Consider the following 17,943-nt stretch of genomic DNA (forward strand, 5'->3'; position numbering starts at 1 on the left):
CTTTGCCACCCCTTTTTCTGAGGTGCAAAGTGTTGAAAAAATTACTCCCCCTGCTGGCGCTGGTCGCCGCGCCCGTTTTTGCCAAACCGCTGCTCACCGTTTATACCTACGACTCGTTCTCCGCCGACTGGGGCCCGGGCCCGGCGGTTAAAAAAGCCTTTGAAGCCGACTGCGGCTGCGAGCTGAAGTTCGTGGCGCTGGAAGATGGCGTCTCGCTGCTCAACCGCCTGCGAATGGAAGGCAAAAACAGCAAAGCCGACGTGGTGCTGGGGCTGGATAACAACCTGCTGGAAGCCGCTTCGCAAAGCAAGCTGTTCGCCAAAAGCGGCGTCCCGGCGAGCGCGGTCAGCGTGCCCGGCGGCTGGGACAACGACACCTTCGTGCCGTTCGATTACGGCTACTTCGCCTTTGTTTACGATAAAAACAAGCTGAAAAATCCGCCGAAAAGCCTGAAAGAGCTGGTTGAGGGCGAGCAAAAATGGCGGGTGATTTATGAAGATCCGCGCACCAGTACGCCGGGCCTGGGCCTGCTGCTGTGGATGCAAAAAGTCTACGGCGATAAAGCGCCGGAAGCCTGGCAGAAGCTGGCGGCGAAAACCGTTACCGTTACCAAGGGCTGGAGCGAAGCCTACGGCCTGTTCCTGAAAGGCGAAAGCGATCTGGTGCTGAGCTACACCACCTCCCCGGCTTACCACATTATCGAAGAGAAAAAAGATAACTACGCCGCGGCAAACTTCGCTGAAGGCCACTACCTGCAGGTTGAGGTAGCCGCCCGCACCGCGGCCAGCAAACAGCCGGAGCTGGCGGAAAAGTTCCTTAAATTTATGGTATCGCCGGGCTTCCAGAACGCGATCCCCACCGGCAACTGGATGTATCCGGTGACGACGGTTGCGCTTCCGGCAGGCTTTGACGCGCTGATGAAACCGCAAACGACCCTCGAATTCACACCGCAACAGGTGGCCGCCGAACGTCAGAACTGGATTAGCGCATGGCAACGCGCCGTCAGCCGCTAGCTTTCGGCTGGCTCCTGCCGGGACTCACGGCGGCCATCGTTCTGGTCGTCGTGGCGCTGGCCGCCTTTCTGGCGCTATGGTTCAGCGCCCCGGAGACCACCTGGAGCGCGCTTATCCGCGACAGCTATCTCTGGCACGTGGTGCGTTTCTCCTTCTGGCAGGCCTTCCTTTCCGCGCTTTTTTCGGTGCTACCGGCGATATTCCTCGCCCGCGCCCTGTACCGGCGGCGCTTTCCCGGGCGCACGCTGCTGCTGCGCCTTTGCGCGATGACCTTAATTCTGCCGGTACTGGTGGCGGTCTTCGGCATTCTTAGCGTCTACGGTCGTCAGGGTTGGCTGGCCCAGCTATGCCACGTTTTTGGCTGGCAGTGGGAATTCTCGCCCTACGGGCTACAGGGGATCCTGCTGGCGCACGTATTCTTTAATATGCCGATGGCCACGCGCCTGCTGCTGCAGACGCTGGAAAATATCCCCGGCGAACAGCGGCAAATCGCCGCCCAGCTCGGCATGCGCGGCTACGTCTTCTTCCGACTGGTCGAGTGGCCGTGGCTGCGTCGGCAAATTCCACCGGTCGCGGCGCTGATCTTTATGCTCTGTTTCGCCAGCTTTGCGACCGTGCTGTCGCTGGGCGGCGGCCCGCGGGCGACCACCATCGAACTGGCGATTTACCAGGCCCTTAATTTCGACTACGACCCGGCGCGCGCGGCGATGCTGGCGCTTATCCAGATGGTCTGCTGCCTCGGGCTGGTGCTGCTTAGCCAGCGCCTGAGTAAAGCCCTCGCCATCGGGGCCAGCCATATTCGCGGCTGGCGCGATCCCGACGACCGGCTGTACAGCCGGCTGTGCGACGCGGCGCTGATTGGCGCGGCGCTTTTACTGCTGCTGCCGCCGCTGCTGGCGGTGATAGGCGACGGGCTGAACAGCAATCTGCTGAGCGTGCTGCATCAGCCGGCGCTATGGCAGGCGCTGTGGACATCTCTGCGTATCGCCCTTGCCGCCGGGGTCTTAAGCGTCATCCTGACCATGATGCTGCTCTGGAGCAGCCGCGAGCTTCGCGCCCGCCGTCACCCTCTGGCCGGTCAGGCGCTTGAGCTGAGCGGGATGCTGATCCTCGCCATGCCGGACATCGTGCTGGCCACCGGTTTCTTCCTGTTGCTCAATAACAGCGTGGGCCTGCCCGAGTCCGCCGACGGTATCGTGATTTTCACCAATGCGCTGATGGCAATCCCCTATGCGCTCAAGGTACTGGAAAACCCGATGCGCGATATCGCCGCCCGCTACGGCACCCTCTGCCAGTCGCTGGGGATGCGCGGCTTCACCCGCCTTCGGGTGGTCGAGCTTCGCGCTTTAAAGCGGCCGCTGGCCCAGGCGCTGGCCTTCGCCTGCGTGCTGTCGATTGGCGATTTCGGCGTCGTGGCGCTGTTCGGCAACGAAGATTTCCGTACGCTGCCCTTTTATCTGTATCAGCAAATTGGTTCTTACCGTAGCCAGGACGGCGCCGTGACCGCCCTTCTGCTTCTGCTGCTGTGCTTTTTACTCTTTAGCGTGATTGAAAAACTTCCGGGACGCGATGCTAAAACTGAATGATGTGACCTGGCTTTACCAGCATCTGCCGATGCGTTTTACGCTTTCCGTCGAACGCGGTGAGCGAATCGCGGTTCTTGGCCCGAGCGGGGCCGGAAAAAGCACGCTGCTGAACCTGATTGCCGGTTTTTTAACGCCCGCCAGCGGCAGTATCGCGCTCGACGGCCAGCCCCATACCCACACGCCGCCCGCGCGTCGTCCGGTATCGATGCTGTTTCAGGAAAATAATCTGTTCAACCATCTCACCATCCGCCAGAACATTGCGCTGGGAATGCACCCGGGGCTCAAGCTGAACGCGGATCAATCCGCCCATCTGCAGGCGATTGCCGGGCAGATGGGGATTGACGCGATGTTAGAGCGGCTGCCGGGCGAGCTTTCCGGCGGCCAGCGCCAGCGTGCGGCGCTGGCGCGCTGTCTGGTGCGCCAGCAGCCGGTACTGCTGCTGGATGAGCCCTTCTCGGCGCTCGATCCCGCGCTGAGGCTGGAGATGCTGACGCTGGTTGCCGACGTCTGCCAGCAGCGGCAGCTGACGCTGCTGATGGTCTCGCACAGCGTGGAAGATGCGGCGCGCATCGCGCCGCGGTCGGTGGTCGTGGCTGAGGGACGCATTGCCTGGGATGGCGCGACCGCCGCGCTGCTCAGCGGCAACAGCAGCGCCTCGGCGCTGCTGGGAATTAGCGCAAAATAACCTTATGCAGGATGTCGAGATAGACCGGCATCAGCGGATGACGGAAGGCAAACACCAGCGCCGCGCCGGCGGCGCACACCGTGAGCGGAGCGAGCCACAGCAGACGCGAACGCGGCAGAAAACGGGTGAGACGATCGCCTGCGCTTTTGGCGCTGCGCCACAGCCGCCAGCATAGCCACGCCGCCAGCCACGCCAGCAGCGCCGCCCCCAGCAGCAGCCACTTAAAGCTGGCGCTATTCTCATCGGCCGGGATATCAATGGCCGCCCCGGCAAGGATTCCCGGTAAGAAGTAGAGCGGCGGCCACAGCAGGCAGCCGATGATATTCGGCGGGATGAACTTCGCGACCGGCAGATCGAGCATCCCGGCGACCATCGGCACCAGCGGGCGCGTCGGCCCGACGAAGCGGCCAATCAGAATCGTAAACATGCTGTGCTGATGCAGCGCATGTTCGGTTTTATCCAGCAGTGCTTTGTTTTTCTTCAAAAAAGACCAGCGATGCAGCGGCTTTTTAAACCGCCAGCCAAGCCAGAATGAAATCCAGTCGCCGAGCAAACAGCCGATAATCCCCGCCAGCCACGCCTGCCAGAAGTTAACCTCGCCGCTGCCGATCAGCGCCCCCAATCCGGCCATCATCACCGTTCCCGGTAAGATAAGCCCCACCAGCGCCAGCGACTCGAGGAAGGCGACCAGCAGAACGGCTATCAGAGAATAGACCGTGGATTGAGTAATAAAGTGTTCCAGCAATGCTTGCATAATGTACCCGGTTTAAAAACGAAGCACGGATTCTCCGGAGCCGTTCATACTTCGTCAAGCCATCATTTGTTTGTATAGTTTACTGGCTGTGTTAAAAATCCGGGCCATCATTTCACTTTCTTTACTTTTTATTCACACCCTGCGCGAAACTCGCTCGGGCTGGCGCCGGTGCATTTCTTAAACACGCGCGAAAAGTAGAGCTGGTCCTCAAAACCGACGTTACGGCCAACGGTCGCGATCGGCATCCGCGTCGTGCTCAGCAGCAGCTTGGCCTGGCTAATGCGCTGATCCTCCCGCCACCCCAGTACGCTGATCCCCAGCTGCTGGCGAAACAGATGCGACAGGCGCGACGGCGACAGGCACACGTGCTGGGCGACGCTGGCAATATCGAAATGGCTGTCCGCCAGATGATCGCTGATGTACTGGCAGGCATCGCGCACCCGGTTATCCAGCGGCGGATGCAGCGATTCGTTGATAGCTTCCATGCGCCTGAGCAGCAGCTGCTCCATAAGATTGATCGCCAGCAGCTCGGAGTAACGCCCGGCGCCCTGCCCGGCCTCCACAATCTGCCCGAACAGTTCGCCAAAGCGCGCCTGCCACTGCTCATCCGGGCGGAAAAAGCCGGTCTGGGCAAAAATCGTTGGCCAGTTAAGCCATTCATGCCAGTAGGCGCGCGGCCGGAAATAGACCCACTGGTGATACCACTCGCGGGCATCGGGATGGCGGCCATAATGGTGAATCTCTCCCGGCGGGAACAGCAGCATATCGCCAGGCCGGCAGATAAACTGCTCCCCGTGGTTATTGATCACCCCTTCGCCGCGAATCGTCAGATTAAGGATATAGCCCTTCATGCCCAGCGGACGGTCAATAAAGAAATCAAGATAGCCATCGGCTTCAATTGGCGTCAGGCCCGTCACCAGATGGGCGTTAAAAGAGTAACCCGGCAACAAAGGATCGTTTTGCGTTTCGGCCATAAACTCTGCTCTCCAGGAGACATTGAGGACACCAATTGTCCATACCTTGTATTTTATCCTCTGGCTGGTCGCTCATGCTGCGACGCGGGTTAGAAAATGAATTAAAACCCGCCTCTTCTCGATAAAAACCGAGCATGGCGCACAGTTCAGGCGCTTTCAGCGCATAACTGAAGTGTCTATAAAGACGGCAGGAAAGTCCACATTGAATATTTGCACGGCGTCACACTTTGCGACGTCACAGCAATATAGTCCATAAGATTAGCGAATACGGCCTGACGGTTTTCAGCCCAGATATCTACTGTTTCACCATGAATGATTTTTAGCATGGAGTAACAGTATGGCAATTGCGATTGGCCTCGATTTTGGCAGTGATTCAGTACGCGCCCTGGCGGTAGAGTGCGCGACCGGCGAAGAGCTCGCCGCAAGCGTCGAGTGGTATCCACGCTGGCAGGAGGGGCTATTCTGCGATGGCCCGAACAACCAGTTCCGCCATCATCCACGCGACTATATCGAATCAATGGAAGCCGCGCTGAAAAGCGTCCTCGCATCCCTTAGCGCCGAACAGCGCGCTGCCGTGGTGGGTATCGGCGTTGACAGCACCGGCTCCACCCCCGCGCCCATCGACGCCGACGGCAACGTGCTGGCGCTGCGCGACGAATTCGCCAGCAACCCCAACGCCATGTTCGTGCTGTGGAAGGACCATACCGCGGTGGAGGAGGCGGAGGAGATTACCCGCCTGTGCCACCAGCCGGGCAAAGAGGATTACTCCCGCTATATCGGCGGTATCTACTCCAGCGAATGGTTCTGGGCCAAGATCCTCCACGTGACCCGCCAGGACAGCGCCGTCGCCGAGGCCGCCGCGTCGTGGATTGAGCTGTGCGACTGGGTGCCAGCCCTGCTTTCCGGGACCACCCGCCCGCAGGATATTCGTCGCGGCCGCTGCAGCGCCGGGCACAAATCCCTTTGGCATGAAAGCTGGGGCGGACTGCCGCCTGCCGGTTTCTTCGATGAACTCGACCCGATAATCAACCAGAGCCTGGCCTACCCGATGTTCAGCGATACCTGGACTGCGGATGTCCCGGTCGGCACGCTCACCGCCGAATGGGCCGCGCGCCTGGGCCTGCCGCAAACCGTCGCCATCTCCGGCGGCGCATTCGACTGCCATATGGGCGCCGTCGGCGCCGGTGCGCAGCCAAACGCGCTGGTCAAAGTTATCGGCACCTCCACCTGCGACATTCTGATCGCCGATAAACAGAGCGTTGGCGAGCGCACGGTGAAAGGGATTTGCGGTCAGGTCGACGGCAGCGTCGTGCCTGACTTTATCGGTATGGAAGCGGGGCAATCCGCTTTTGGCGACATCTACGCCTGGTTTGGCCGCATTCTCGGCTGGCCGCTGGAGCAGCTGGCGCAGGCCCACCCGGAACTCAAAGAGCAGATCAAAGCCAGCCAGAAACAGCTGCTGCCCGCGCTGACCGACGCATGGGCAAAAAATCCGTCTCTTGACCACCTGCCGGTGGTGCTGGACTGGTTTAACGGCCGCCGTACGCCGAATGCCAACCAGCGTCTGAAAGGGGTCATTACCGATCTGAACCTCGCCACCGACGCCCCGGCGCTGTTCGGCGGACTTATTGCCGCCACCGCTTTTGGCGCCCGCGCCATTATGGAGTGCTTCACCGAACAGGGGATCCCGGTCAATAACGTGATGGCGCTCGGCGGCATCGCGCGCAAAAACCCGGTGATCATGCAGGCCTGCTGCGATGTGCTGAATCGCCCGCTGCAAATCGTCGCGTCCGATCAGTGCTGCGCCCTGGGCGCGGCTATCTTCGCCGCCGTTGCCGCCGGCGTATACCGCGATATCCCTGCCGCGCAGGAAAACATGGCCAGCCAGGTGGAAAGCACCCTGCAGCCTCGTCCGGCGCAGGCGCAACGCTTCGAACAACTCTATCAGCGCTACCAGCAGTGGTCGCTCAGCGCGGAACAACGTTATCTCCCTTCGACTGCAAAAGCGGAATCCGCGCCGCAATCTCAGGCAGCCCTCACCCATTAAGGACATGAAAATGACGATTTTTAATAACTATGAAGTGTGGTTCGTTATCGGTAGCCAGCATCTGTACGGCCCTGAAGCGCTACGTCAGGTGACAAAGCACGCAGAACATGTGGTGAACAGCCTGAATGCGGAAGCCAAACTGCCGTGCAAACTGGTGCTTAAGCCGCTGGGTACCACGCCGGATGAGATCACCCATATCTGCCGCGACGCAAACTACGATGATAAGTGCGCCGGGATGGTGGTGTGGCTGCATACCTTCTCGCCGGCGAAAATGTGGATCAATGGCCTCACGATCCTGAATAAACCGCTGATGCAGTTCCATACCCAGTTCAACGCGGCCCTGCCGTGGGACAGCATCGATATGGACTTTATGAACCTGAACCAGACCGCCCACGGCGGCCGCGAATTTGGCTTCATCGGCGCCCGCATGCGTCAGCAGCACAGCGTGGTGACCGGCCACTGGCAGGATAAAGAAGCCCATCAGCGCATCGGCGCGTGGATGCGCCAGGCGGTCTCTAAACAGGATACCCGCCACCTGAAAGTGTGCCGTTTCGGCGATAACATGCGCGAAGTGGCGGTCACCGACGGGGATAAAGTCGCCGCGCAGATTAAGTTTGGCTTCTCGGTTAATACCTGGGCGGTGGGCGATCTGGTGCAGGTCGTCAATGCGGTCACCGACGGTGAAATCAGCGCCCTGGTGGATGAATACGAAAGCAGCTATCGCCTCACCCCCGCGGTGCAAATCCACGGCGATAAGCGGCAGAACCTTCTCGATGCCGCGCGCATTGAGCTGGGGATGAAGCGCTTCCTGGAACAGGGCGGCTTCCACGCGTTCACCACCACCTTTGAAGATTTACACGGCCTGAAACAGCTTCCGGGTCTCGCCGTGCAGCGTCTGATGCAGCAGGGTTACGGCTTTGCGGGCGAGGGCGACTGGAAAACCGCCGCTCTGCTTCGCATCATGAAGGTGATGGCAACCGGTCTGCAGGGCGGCACCTCCTTTATGGAGGATTACACCTACCACTTCGAGAAAGGCAACGATCTGGCGCTGGGCTCGCATATGCTGGAAGTCTGCCCGACCATCGCCACCGCTGAAAAACCGATTCTCGACGTGCAGCCGCTGGGCATCGGCGGGAAAGCCGATCCGGCGCGCATCATCTTTAACACCCAGACCGGCCCGGCGATCGTCGCCAGCCTGATCGATCTCGGCGATCGCTATCGTCTGCTGGTGAACACCATTGAAACGGTGAAAACGCCGCACGAACTGCCGAAGCTGCCGGTGGCCAACGCCTTGTGGAAAGCGCATCCGGATCTGCGCACCGCGTCCGAAGCCTGGATCATCGCTGGCGGCGCACACCACACCGTCTTCAGCCATGCTCTCACCCTCGACGATATGCGCCAGTTTGCTGAGCTGCAGGATATCGAGCTGACCGTAATTGATAACGAAACCCGTCTGCCCTCCTTCAAGGACGCGCTGCGCTGGAACGAAGTGTATTACGGTTCAAAACGCTAAGGGGCCGCCCCCTCACCCTCTCCCTGAGGGTGCGGGTGAGGGGAACTGACTCGCCAGCAATTCGGAGCACAGTATGTTAGAAGATCTTAAACGCCAGGTTCTCGAAGCCAACCTGGCCCTGCCAAAGCACAATCTGGTTACCCTCACCTGGGGCAACGTCAGCGCCGTCGACCGTGAACGGGGCGTGCTGGTGATTAAACCCTCCGGCGTCGACTACAGCGTCATGACCGCCGAGGATATGGTGGTGGTCAGCCTGGAAACCGGCGACGTGGTGGAAGGCAAGAAAAAGCCCTCGTCGGATACGCCAACCCACCGTCTGCTGTATCAGGCATTCCCGACGCTGGGCGGCATTGTTCATACCCATTCGCGTCACGCCACCATCTGGGCGCAGGCCGGACAGTCGATTCCCGCTACCGGCACCACCCACGCCGACTATTTCTACGGCGCGGTCCCCTGTACCCGGCTGATGACCGACGATGAGATCAACGGCGAGTACGAGTGGCAAACCGGCGAAGTGATCGTTGAAACCTTCCGTGAAAAAGGTATCGATCCGGCGCAAATGCCCGGCGTGCTGGTGCACTCGCACGGCCCGTTTGCCTGGGGGAAAAACGCCGAAGACGCGGTGCATAACGCTATCGTGCTGGAAGAGATCGCCTATATGGGCATCTTCTGCCGCCAGCTGGCGCCGCAGCTGCCGGAGATGCAGCAGACGCTGCTGGATAAACACTATCTGCGCAAGCACGGCGCGAAAGCCTATTACGGGCAGTAACGCCGCAACATTCCCGGCTCGCGCTGCGCTTAGCCGGGCTACAGGCTGGTAGCCCGGCTAAGCGCAGCGCGCCACACCTGTATAAAACCCCAGCATCATTCGGTGAACCAGGCTATAATCAGGCCTGGTTTTTACTGATGAGAGCACGGCGTGACGCAGCCACGAGCAGGTTTTTTACTCACCCGTCACTGGCGGGATACCCCGCAGGGCACCGAACTGACATTCTGGCTGGCGACCGATGACGGCCCGCTTGAGGTCACCCTGCCGCCGCAGGAATCCGTCGCGTTCATTCCCGAATCGCAGCGCCCGCAGGCTGAACGCCTGCTGCAGGGCGAAAACGGCCATCGCCTTGCTGCGCTCACTCTGCAAGATTTTCATCGCCAGCGGGTCTTTGGCCTCTACTGCCGCGCTCACCGCCAGCTGATGCGGCTGGAAAAAAAGCTGCGCGAAAACGGCGTCACGGTATATGAAGGCGACGTTCGCCCGCCGGAGCGCTATCTGATGGAGCGCTTTATCACCGCCCCGGTGTGGGTTGAAGGCGAGGCGCGCGGCCAGCGGCTGGTCAACGCGCGGATGAAGCCCAATCCCCACTACCGACCGCCCCTGAAATGGGTGTCGCTGGACATCGAAACCAGCCGCCACGGCGAGCTCTACTGCATCGGCCTTGAAGGCTGCGGCCAGCGGGTTGTCTATATGTTAGGGCCGGAACCTGCCACCCCGCCTGCCGTCGATTTCGAACTGGAGTACGTCGCCAGCCGCCCGCTGCTGCTGGAAAAGCTTAACACCTGGTTTGCCGCCCACGACCCGGACGTGCTGATCGGCTGGAACGTGGTGCAGTTTGATTTACGCGTCCTGCAAAAGCACGCCGAGCGCTATCGCATCCCGCTGCTGCTCGGCCGCGGCAACAGCGAACTGGAGTGGCGCGAACACGGTTTTAAGAATGGCGTCTTCTTTGCTCAGGCCAACGGCCGCCTGATTATCGATGGCATCGAGGCGCTGAAATCCGCGTTCTGGAACTTCTCCTCTTTTGCGCTGGAGTCGGTCGCCCGCGAGCTGCTCGGCGAGGGCAAAGCCATTGATAATCCCTGGGATCGGATGGATGAAATCGATCGCCGCTTTCACCAGGATAAACCGGCGCTGGCCACCTATAACCTGCAGGACTGCGAGCTGGTCACGCGCATCTTCCACAAAACCGAGATCATGCCGTTTTTGCTGGAGCGCGCGACGGTCAACGGCCTGCCTGCGGATCGCCACGGCGGTTCGGTCGCCGCCTTCAGCCATCTCTATTTCCCGCGCATGCACCGGCTCGGCTACGTCGCGCCGAACCTCGGTGAAGTGCCGCCGCAGGCCAGCCCCGGCGGCTACGTGATGGACTCCCGCCCCGGCCTCTACGACTCGGTGCTGGTGCTGGATTACAAAAGCCTGTACCCGTCGATTATCCGCACCTTTCTGATCGACCCGGTGGGACTTGTGGAAGGTCTGGCGCAGCCCGATGACGCTCACAGCACCGAAGGCTTTCTCGGCGCGCGCTTCTCGCGAGAAAAACACTGCCTGCCGGGGATCGTCGGGCAAATCTGGCACGGGCGCGACGAGGCCAAGCAGCATAAAAACAAACCGCTGTCGCAGGCGCTGAAAATCATTATGAACGCCTTCTACGGCGTGCTCGGTACCAGCGCCTGCCGCTTTTTCGATCCGCGTCTGGCCTCATCCATCACCATGCGCGGCCACGCGATTATGCGCCAGACCAAAGCGCTGATTGAATCCCAGGGCTATGACGTTATCTACGGCGATACCGACTCCACCTTCGTGTGGCTCAAGCGATCCCACAGCGAAGAGGAAGCCAGCAGCATCGGCCGCTCGCTGGTGGCCTTCGTCAACGAATGGTGGGCGGCGGAGCTGAGCAAAGAGGGGCTTGTCAGCACCCTCGAGCTGGAGTTCGAAACCCACTTCTGCCGCTTTCTCATGCCCACCATTCGCGGCGCGGATACCGGCAGTAAAAAGCGCTACGCCGGGATGATTCAGGAAGGCAGCGAGCAGCGCATGGTGTTTAAAGGGCTGGAGACGGTACGCACCGACTGGACGCCGCTGGCCCAGCAGTTTCAGCAGGAGCTTTATCTGCGCATTTTCCGCCATCAGCCCTATCGCGATTACGTGCGCGAAACCATTGATAAGCTGATGAACGGCGAGCTTGACGATCGGCTGGTCTACCGCAAGCGCCTGCGCCGTCCGCTGGCGGAGTATCAGCGCAACGTGCCGCCGCACGTGCGCGCGGCCAGGCTCGCTGATGAGCAAAACGTCAGGCTGGGCAGGCCGCAGCAGTATCAGCAGCGCGGCAGCATTAAATACGTCTGGACCACCGGCGGGCCGGAACCGGTGGATTATCAGCAATCACCGCTGGATTATGAACACTATCTTTCTAAGCAATTAGAGCCTGTCGCCGAAGGAATACTTCCCTTTGTCGACGACGATTTTGCTACAATAGTGACGGGGCAGCTGGGGCTATTTTGATTTTTTCTCACTCATTCCGCTGGCGCAAAAGCCGCAAAATGAAGGGTGAGGAGGACGTGACGAACGTTCCGCCATCCAGTAATATAGCGCCCTTTCCATTCCTGGACCCAATTTTGACGTATCTCCGATTCTCCATGGAGATGCTCAACTATTGCCTGCAATCAAAGAACTAAAGAGCCGAACATATATGCCTTTTACACTTGGTCAACGCTGGATTAGCGACACAGAGAGCGAACTGGGATTAGGGACGGTCGTTGCGCTGGACGCGCGCATGGTGACCCTGCTTTTCCCCGCCATCGGCGAAAACCGTCTGTACGCACGCAACGACTCCCCAATCACCCGCGTGATGTTTAACCCGGGCGATACCATCACCAGCCACGAAGGCTGGCAACTCCAGGTTGACGAAGTTAATGAAGAGAACGGTCTGCTGGCCTACACCGGCACCCGCCTCGATACTCAGGAAGCCAACGTTACCCTGCGTGAAGTGCTCCTCGACAGCAAGCTGGTCTTCAGCAAACCGCAGGACCGTCTGTTCGCCGGACAGATCGACCGTATGGACCGTTTCGCCCTGCGCTATCGTGCGCGTAAATTCCAGAGCGAACAGTACCGTATGCCGTGGAGCGGCCTGCGTGGCCAGCGCACCAGCCTGATCCCGCATCAGCTGAATATCGCCCACGACGTTGGCCGCCGCCACGCGCCGCGCGTCCTGCTGGCGGACGAAGTGGGTTTAGGTAAAACCATTGAAGCCGGGATGATCCTGCATCAGCAGCTGCTCTCCGGCGCCGCGGAACGCGTCCTGATCGTCGTCCCGGAAACCCTGCAGCACCAGTGGCTGGTGGAAATGCTGCGCCGCTTTAACCTGCGCTTCTCGCTGTTTGACGATGAGCGCTATGCCGAAGCGCAGCACGACGCGATTAACCCGTTCGAAACCGAACAGCTGGTGATCTGTTCGCTGGATTTCGTGCGCCGCAGCAAGCAGCGCCTGGAACACCTGTGCGAAGCCGAATGGGATCTGATGGTCGTTGATGAAGCGCACCACCTGGTCTGGAGCGAAGACGCCCCGAGCCGGGAATATCAGGCGATTGAACAGCTGGCCGAATGCGTGCCGGGCATTCTGCTGCTCACCGCGACGCCGGAGCAGTTGGGAATGGAGAGCCACTTCGCCCGCCTGCGCCTGCTCGACCCCAACCGTTTCCACGACTTCGCCCAGTTTGTTGAAGAGCAGCAGAACTACCGTCCGGTTGCCGACGCGGTCGCCCTGCTGCTGGCCGGTAATAAGCTGAGCGACGCCGATCTGAACGCGCTGAGCGATCTGATCGGCGAACAGGATATTGAACCATTATTGCAGGCCGCCAACAGCGATCGCGATGATGCCCAGGCCGCTCGTCAGGAGCTGGTGTCGATGCTGATGGACCGCCACGGCACCAGCCGCGTGCTGTTCCGCAACACCCGTAACGGCGTCAAAGGTTTCCCGAAACGCGAGCTGCATACGATTCGTCTGCCGCTGCCGACCCAGTACCAGACGGCCATTAAGGTTTCCGGCATTATGGGCGCCCGCAAAACCGCCGAAGAGCGCGCCCGCGACATGCTCTATCCGGAGCAGATTTATCAGGAATTTGAAGGCGATACCGGCACCTGGTGGAACTTCGATCCGCGCGTTGAATGGCTGATGGGCCATCTCACCAGCCACCGCTCGCAGAAAGTGCTGGTCATCTGCGCCAAAGCGGCCACCGCGCTGCAGCTGGAGCAGGTCCTGCGCGAGCGCGAAGGCATTCGCGCCGCGGTGTTCCACGAAGGGATGTCGATTATCGAACGCGACCGCGCCGCCGCCTGGTTCGCCGAGGAAGATACCGGCGCTCAGGTGCTGCTGTGTTCTGAGATCGGCTCTGAAGGCCGCAACTTCCAGTTCGCCAGCAATCTGGTGATGTTCGACCTGCCGTTCAACCCGGATCTGCTGGAGCAGCGTATCGGCCGTCTTGACCGTATCGGCCAGGCTCACGATATTCAGATCCACGTTCCCTATCTGGAAAGAACCGCCCAGTCGGTGCTGGTGCGCTGGTATCACGAAGGCCTGGACGCGTTCGAGCACACCTGCCCGACCGGCCGTACCGTCTACGACAGCGTGCATAACGAACTGATCAACTATCTTGCCACGCCGGAAAATACCGACGGCTTCGACGACCTGATCAAAGCCTGCCGCCAGCAGCATGAAGCGCTGAAAGCGCAGCTGGAACAGGGCCGCGACCGTCTGCTGGAGATCCACTCCAACGGCGGAGAAAAAGCCCAGCAGCTTGCGGAAAGCATTGAAGAACAGGATGACGACACCAGCCTGATCGCCTTCTCCATGAACCTGTTTGATATCGTCGGCATCAACCAGGACGATCGCGGTGAGAATCTGATTGTCCTGACCCCCTCCGACCATATGCTGGTCCCGGATTTCCCGGGCCTGCCGGAAGATGGCTGCACCATTACCTTTGAGCGTGACGTCGCCCTGTCCCGCGAAGACGCGCAGTTCATCACCTGGGAGCATCCGCTGATTATCAACGGTCTGGATCTGATCCTCTCCGGCGATACCGGCAGCAGCACCATTTCGCTGCTGAAGAATAAAGCGTTGCCGGTAGGTACTCTGCTGCTGGAGCTGATTTACGTCGTTGAAGCGCAGGCGCCGAAGCATCTGCAGCTCAACCGCTTCCTGCCGCCGACGCCGGTGCGCATGCTGCTCGACAAAAACGGCAACAACCTCGCCGGTCAGGTGGAGTTCGAAAGCTTCAACCGTCAGCTGAGCGCGGTTAACCGCCACACCGGCAGCAAGCTGGTCAACGCCGTCCAGCAGGACGTCCACGCGATTTTACAGCAGGGCGAAGGCCAGGTAGCCAAAGCGGCCCAGGCGCTGATCGACGCCGCGCGTAAAGAAGCCGACGATAAGCTGACGGCCGAGCTGTCGCGCCTTGAAGCGCTGCGCGCCGTGAACCCGAACATCCGCGATGATGAACTGGCGGCTATCGAGAGCAACCGTCAGCAGGTTATGGACGCGCTGGCGCAGGCAGGCTGGCGCCTGGATGCTCTGCGCTTAATCGTGGTCACCCACCAGTAACGGAACGCGAATATGGCGATGGAAAACTACAATCCGCCGCAGGATCCCTGGCTGGTTATCCTCTACCAGGATGAGCACATTATGGTGGTCAACAAGCCAAGCGGCCTGTTGTCCGTACCGGGCCGGCTGGCTGAGCACAAGGACAGCGTGATGACGCGCATTCAGCGCGATTTCCCGCAGGCCGAGTCGGTGCACCGGCTGGATATGGCGACCAGCGGCGTGATTGTGGTAGCCCTGACCAAAGCGGCAGAGCGCGAGCTTAAGCGGCAGTTCCGCGAACGCGAGCCGAAAAAGCAGTACGTCGCCCGCGTCTGGGGGCATCCGGAAAAAGCCGAGGGTCTGGTGGATTTACCGCTGATTTGCGACTGGCCGAACCGGCCAAAGCAGAAGGTGTGTTACGAAACCGGCAAAGCGGCACAAACCGAGTATGAAGTGCTGGAGTTGGCGGTGGACAACACCGCCCGCGTGCGCCTGAAGCCGATTACCGGGCGTTCGCATCAGCTGCGCGTGCATATGCTGGCGCTGGGCCATCCGATTCTTGGCGACCGCTTTTATGCGTCGCCGGAAGCGCTGGCCATGGCGCCTCGTCTGCTGCTGCACGCCGAAACGCTGACCATCACCCACCCCGCTTTCGGTAATACGATGACGTTTCGCGCGCCGATCGACTTCTGACCGTACCTCTCTGTCCCGGGTCGTGCCGCCAGCGGCTCACCCGGGCTACTCCTCGCTCATCAATGCCGCGGAAAACGGGCGTCAGTCGCGGGCAAACCACGCATCAATCATCTGCTCAACGCGGGCCACAACCTGCCCGGTGTCATGACGGCGGCTGCGCGCGCAGGCGTGCGCGGGCTCGTCGCACAGCAGGCAGCGGCGCTGGTTCTCCCCCATTGACTGACGGCCAACCAGGCCATTTTTCGGGCAAATGACGTCAATATCCCACAGGCGGCCCAGCGGATGGGTATGCTCAAGATCGGTACAGAAGGCTTTGATTTCACTGGCGGCGTGATCGACGCACCACAGCGCTTCCGGCCCGGTCGGCAGCCACAGCACCTGGCGATCCAGCGTCTGCCAGCGGTGTTTCCACAGCATCTGATCGCAGGCCTGCAGCGCCACCCCCATCATATTACGGTAGCGAATGCTGTCTTTCACCGCGCCCGGCGTCACCAGGGTCAGCGAAATCACCGGCCGCTGATAATGGGCTAACCAGTCGGCCTGGCGCGCGGCGCGCTGCTCTTTCGCCGCCAGCAGCGCTTCCATGCTTACGCCCTCACGGGCGAGAGTATCCACTGACATTTGTTTCTCTCCTCACTTAATAAAAGGCAGCGGACAGGCTGCCGTCGCAGTCGCGAATAATGGCGCTGATTGTATCGCTAAACGATCCCTGTTTTGGAGACGGGGCGCAGATATTTTCTGCGCCATTTAGCACGAAAAAGCAGACTTAGCGGTTATAAAAAAGTTAAATCAGGCCAGAAAGTGACTGAGGAACAGCAGACCCAGCGAAACATTAATCGCGCCGCCGATCCGGGTTGCGATCTGCGCGAACGGCATCAGGTTCATGCGGTTGCCGGAGGTCAGAATCGCCACGTCACCGGTACCGCCCTGACCGCTCTGGCAGCAGGAGACAATCGCCACGTCAATCGGGTACATGCCAATCTTTTTGCCGACCAGGAAACCGGTCGCCACCAGCGCCGTTACGGTGCTGATAATCACCAGCAAATTGGTCACGGTAAAGGCGTTGACCAGCTCCTGCCACGGAGTGATCGCCACGCCGACGGCAAACAGAATCGGATAGGTGACCGCCGTACGGAAGAACTTATACACCATCTGCGAGCCCTCCTGCAGGCGCGGAGAGACGCCGTTCACCAGCTTCAGCAGCACCGCGAGGAACAGCATGCCCACCGGCGCGGGCAGGCCGATGGTCTTCTGCCCCAGCATACCCAGCATATAGAGCAGCACCGCCAGCAGCGCGCCGGAGGCCAGCGTTGTCACGTCCATTTTGCCCTCGACGGGCGTTTCGCGATGCGTCTCGTTGCGGCGGTTCGGCATCAGCTGCCCCTCACCGGTCAAATGCGGGAAACGCTTGCCCAGCTGGTTCAAACAGCCGGAGATAACGATCGCCGTCAGGCTGCCCAGCATCACCATCGGCAGCACGCGCCCAAGCGCCACGCCCTGATCCATATGCATCAGCGCGGCGTAACCAATCGACAGCGGGATCGCCCCCTCGCCGACGCCACCGGCCATGATCGGCAGGACGATAAAGAAGAACACCTGAAACGGCTCCAGCCCCAGCGCGGTACCGACGCCGACGCCGACCACCATGCCGACGATTTCGCCGCACAGCATCGGGAAGAAAATCCGCAGAAAGCCCTGAATCAGCGTGGTGCGGTTCATGCTCATAATGCTGCCGACGATAATGCAGCAGATATAAAGATAAAGAATGTTGGTCGACTTGTAGAATTTGGTGGTCGACTCCACTACCACCTCCGGCAGCAGGCCGTAATGCACCAGCGCAGAAGGGATAAAGGTCGCGCAGATGGCCGCCGCGCCGAGCTTGCCGAGTACCGGCAGCCGTTTACCAAATTCGCCGCAGGCAAAGCCGAAAAAGGCCAGCGTCGCTACCATCACGACGATATCGCTCGGCAGCTTGCCGCCCAGGCAGTCCAGCGCGATCAGGCCGCCAGCCAGCAAAAAGAGCGGCAGCGGGATAATACCGACTTTCCAGTTATCGAGAATATGCCACCAGCGCTGCTTAAGCGCGGGTTTCGGCGTATTAATAGGGTCGATGGTTGCAGAGAATGCATTGTCTGTGGTGCTCATAATTAAGCCCTCTGGTTATTATTACTTTTCAGGTTAGAGGGCCACGTGCGGAGTTAATGTGAGGATCGGCAGATTAAAAAAGAAGTTTTAATGGTCACTATGGTTTTTATGGTTTCTATTATTATTGTGAAACCGCTCTGATTTATTGTCGTGGTTTTTAAGGTTTTTAAATCCAGCGCCTGA

Annotated in this window: 13 protein-coding genes; 9 read left to right on the top strand and 4 right to left on the bottom strand. The window is 60.1% G+C overall.

Going from position 1 to position 17,943, the window contains the following annotated elements:
• Nucleotides 1–29 precede the first annotated feature (29 nt).
• The 3 genes from thiB to thiQ are packed head-to-tail and all read left to right on the top strand — an operon-like array spanning nucleotide 30 to nucleotide 3,284.
• The gene (gene thiB / locus ACESQ2_RS18030) at nucleotides 30–1,013 is read left to right on the top strand and encodes a thiamine ABC transporter substrate binding subunit (RefSeq protein ID WP_009654640.1); all 984 of its coding nucleotides are present in this window, start codon (nucleotides 30–32) and stop codon (nucleotides 1,011–1,013) included.
• Entirely contained in the window at nucleotides 989–2,599 is a 1,611-nt protein-coding gene (thiP, locus tag ACESQ2_RS18035; protein ID WP_373171045.1) for a thiamine/thiamine pyrophosphate ABC transporter permease ThiP, read from the top strand. The genes thiB and thiP overlap by 25 nt, the downstream gene beginning before the upstream one ends.
• Nucleotides 2,583–3,284, top strand: a complete 702-nt coding sequence (thiQ, locus tag ACESQ2_RS18040) for a thiamine ABC transporter ATP-binding protein ThiQ (RefSeq protein WP_014227903.1) — start codon at nucleotides 2,583–2,585, stop codon at nucleotides 3,282–3,284. The genes thiP and thiQ overlap by 17 nt, the downstream gene beginning before the upstream one ends.
• Here the strand turns inward: thiQ and ACESQ2_RS18045 are convergent.
• Together ACESQ2_RS18045 and araC are read right to left on the bottom strand one after the other, a co-directional pair.
• Nucleotides 3,271–4,038 carry a DedA family protein gene (locus tag ACESQ2_RS18045; RefSeq protein WP_046877810.1) on the bottom strand — a complete coding sequence of 256 codons (768 nt, stop codon included), beginning with the start codon at nucleotides 4,036–4,038 and terminating at the stop codon, nucleotides 3,271–3,273. The two genes, thiQ and ACESQ2_RS18045, sit on opposite strands and share 14 nt — an antisense overlap.
• A gap of 128 nt (nucleotides 4,039–4,166) precedes the next feature.
• Nucleotides 4,167–5,012 (bottom strand): arabinose operon transcriptional regulator AraC, encoded by an 846-nt coding sequence (gene araC, locus ACESQ2_RS18050; RefSeq protein WP_004098545.1) that lies wholly within the window; start codon nucleotides 5,010–5,012, stop codon nucleotides 4,167–4,169.
• Between the two features lie 337 nt (nucleotides 5,013–5,349).
• Here araC and araB point away from each other — a divergent pair, with 337 nt between their 5' ends.
• The 6 genes from araB to rluA all read left to right on the top strand — a co-directional run bounded on the left by araB (nucleotide 5,350) and on the right by rluA (nucleotide 15,615).
• The gene (gene araB, locus ACESQ2_RS18055; RefSeq protein WP_046877811.1) at nucleotides 5,350–7,059 is read left to right on the top strand and encodes a ribulokinase; all 1,710 of its coding nucleotides are present in this window, start codon (nucleotides 5,350–5,352) and stop codon (nucleotides 7,057–7,059) included.
• Nucleotides 7,060–7,069: 10 nt separating this feature from the next.
• On the top strand, nucleotides 7,070–8,572 hold the full coding sequence (araA, locus tag ACESQ2_RS18060) for an L-arabinose isomerase (RefSeq protein ID WP_014837391.1): 1,503 nt from the start codon (nucleotides 7,070–7,072) through the stop codon (nucleotides 8,570–8,572).
• Nucleotides 8,573–8,645: 73 nt separating this feature from the next.
• Nucleotides 8,646–9,341, top strand: coding sequence for an L-ribulose-5-phosphate 4-epimerase (araD, locus tag ACESQ2_RS18065; RefSeq protein ID WP_014227900.1), 696 nt, complete (start codon nucleotides 8,646–8,648; stop codon nucleotides 9,339–9,341).
• Between the two features lie 150 nt (nucleotides 9,342–9,491).
• On the top strand, nucleotides 9,492–11,849 hold the full coding sequence (polB, locus tag ACESQ2_RS18070; RefSeq protein ID WP_049069205.1) for a DNA polymerase II: 2,358 nt from the start codon (nucleotides 9,492–9,494) through the stop codon (nucleotides 11,847–11,849).
• Nucleotides 11,850–12,036: 187 nt separating this feature from the next.
• Nucleotides 12,037–14,943 (top strand): RNA polymerase-associated protein RapA, encoded by a 2,907-nt coding sequence (rapA, locus tag ACESQ2_RS18075; RefSeq protein WP_025106476.1) that lies wholly within the window; start codon nucleotides 12,037–12,039, stop codon nucleotides 14,941–14,943.
• Nucleotides 14,944–14,955: 12 nt separating this feature from the next.
• Nucleotides 14,956–15,615, top strand: coding sequence for a bifunctional tRNA pseudouridine(32) synthase/23S rRNA pseudouridine(746) synthase RluA (rluA, locus tag ACESQ2_RS18080; protein WP_373171047.1), 660 nt, complete (start codon nucleotides 14,956–14,958; stop codon nucleotides 15,613–15,615).
• 81 nt (nucleotides 15,616–15,696) lie between these two features.
• On the opposite strand, the gene citX is transcribed toward rluA, so the two are convergent.
• Together citX and ACESQ2_RS18090 are read right to left on the bottom strand one after the other, a co-directional pair.
• Entirely contained in the window at nucleotides 15,697–16,236 is a 540-nt protein-coding gene (gene citX / locus ACESQ2_RS18085) for a citrate lyase holo-[acyl-carrier protein] synthase (protein ID WP_004098536.1), read from the bottom strand.
• 168 nt (nucleotides 16,237–16,404) lie between these two features.
• On the bottom strand, nucleotides 16,405–17,760 hold the full coding sequence (locus tag ACESQ2_RS18090; protein WP_025106474.1) for a 2-hydroxycarboxylate transporter family protein: 1,356 nt from the start codon (nucleotides 17,758–17,760) through the stop codon (nucleotides 16,405–16,407).
• Nucleotides 17,761–17,943 lie beyond the last annotated feature (183 nt).

This window comes from Klebsiella sp. Q11, from assembly GCF_964241505.1.
GTDB lineage: Bacteria > Pseudomonadota > Gammaproteobacteria > Enterobacterales > Enterobacteriaceae > Klebsiella > Klebsiella michiganensis.

Excerpts from the sequence above, each read along its gene's own strand:
- ACESQ2_RS18090 (WP_025106474.1), bottom strand. The coding sequence starts at position 17,760 with ATGAGCACCACAGACAATGCATTCTCTGCAACCATCGACCCTATTAAT.
- thiP (WP_373171045.1), top strand. The coding sequence starts at position 989 with ATGGCAACGCGCCGTCAGCCGCTAGCTTTCGGCTGGCTCCTGCCGGGA.
- citX (WP_004098536.1), bottom strand. The coding sequence starts at position 16,236 with ATGTCAGTGGATACTCTCGCCCGTGAGGGCGTAAGCATGGAAGCGCTG.
- ACESQ2_RS18045 (WP_046877810.1), bottom strand. The coding sequence starts at position 4,038 with ATGCAAGCATTGCTGGAACACTTTATTACTCAATCCACGGTCTATTCT.
- thiQ (WP_014227903.1), top strand. The coding sequence starts at position 2,583 with ATGCTAAAACTGAATGATGTGACCTGGCTTTACCAGCATCTGCCGATG.
- araC (WP_004098545.1), bottom strand. The coding sequence starts at position 5,012 with ATGGCCGAAACGCAAAACGATCCTTTGTTGCCGGGTTACTCTTTTAAC.
- rluA (WP_373171047.1), top strand. The coding sequence starts at position 14,956 with ATGGCGATGGAAAACTACAATCCGCCGCAGGATCCCTGGCTGGTTATC.
- rapA (WP_025106476.1), top strand. The coding sequence starts at position 12,037 with ATGCCTTTTACACTTGGTCAACGCTGGATTAGCGACACAGAGAGCGAA.
- araB (WP_046877811.1), top strand. The coding sequence starts at position 5,350 with ATGGCAATTGCGATTGGCCTCGATTTTGGCAGTGATTCAGTACGCGCC.
- araA (WP_014837391.1), top strand. The coding sequence starts at position 7,070 with ATGACGATTTTTAATAACTATGAAGTGTGGTTCGTTATCGGTAGCCAG.
- araD (WP_014227900.1), top strand. The coding sequence starts at position 8,646 with ATGTTAGAAGATCTTAAACGCCAGGTTCTCGAAGCCAACCTGGCCCTG.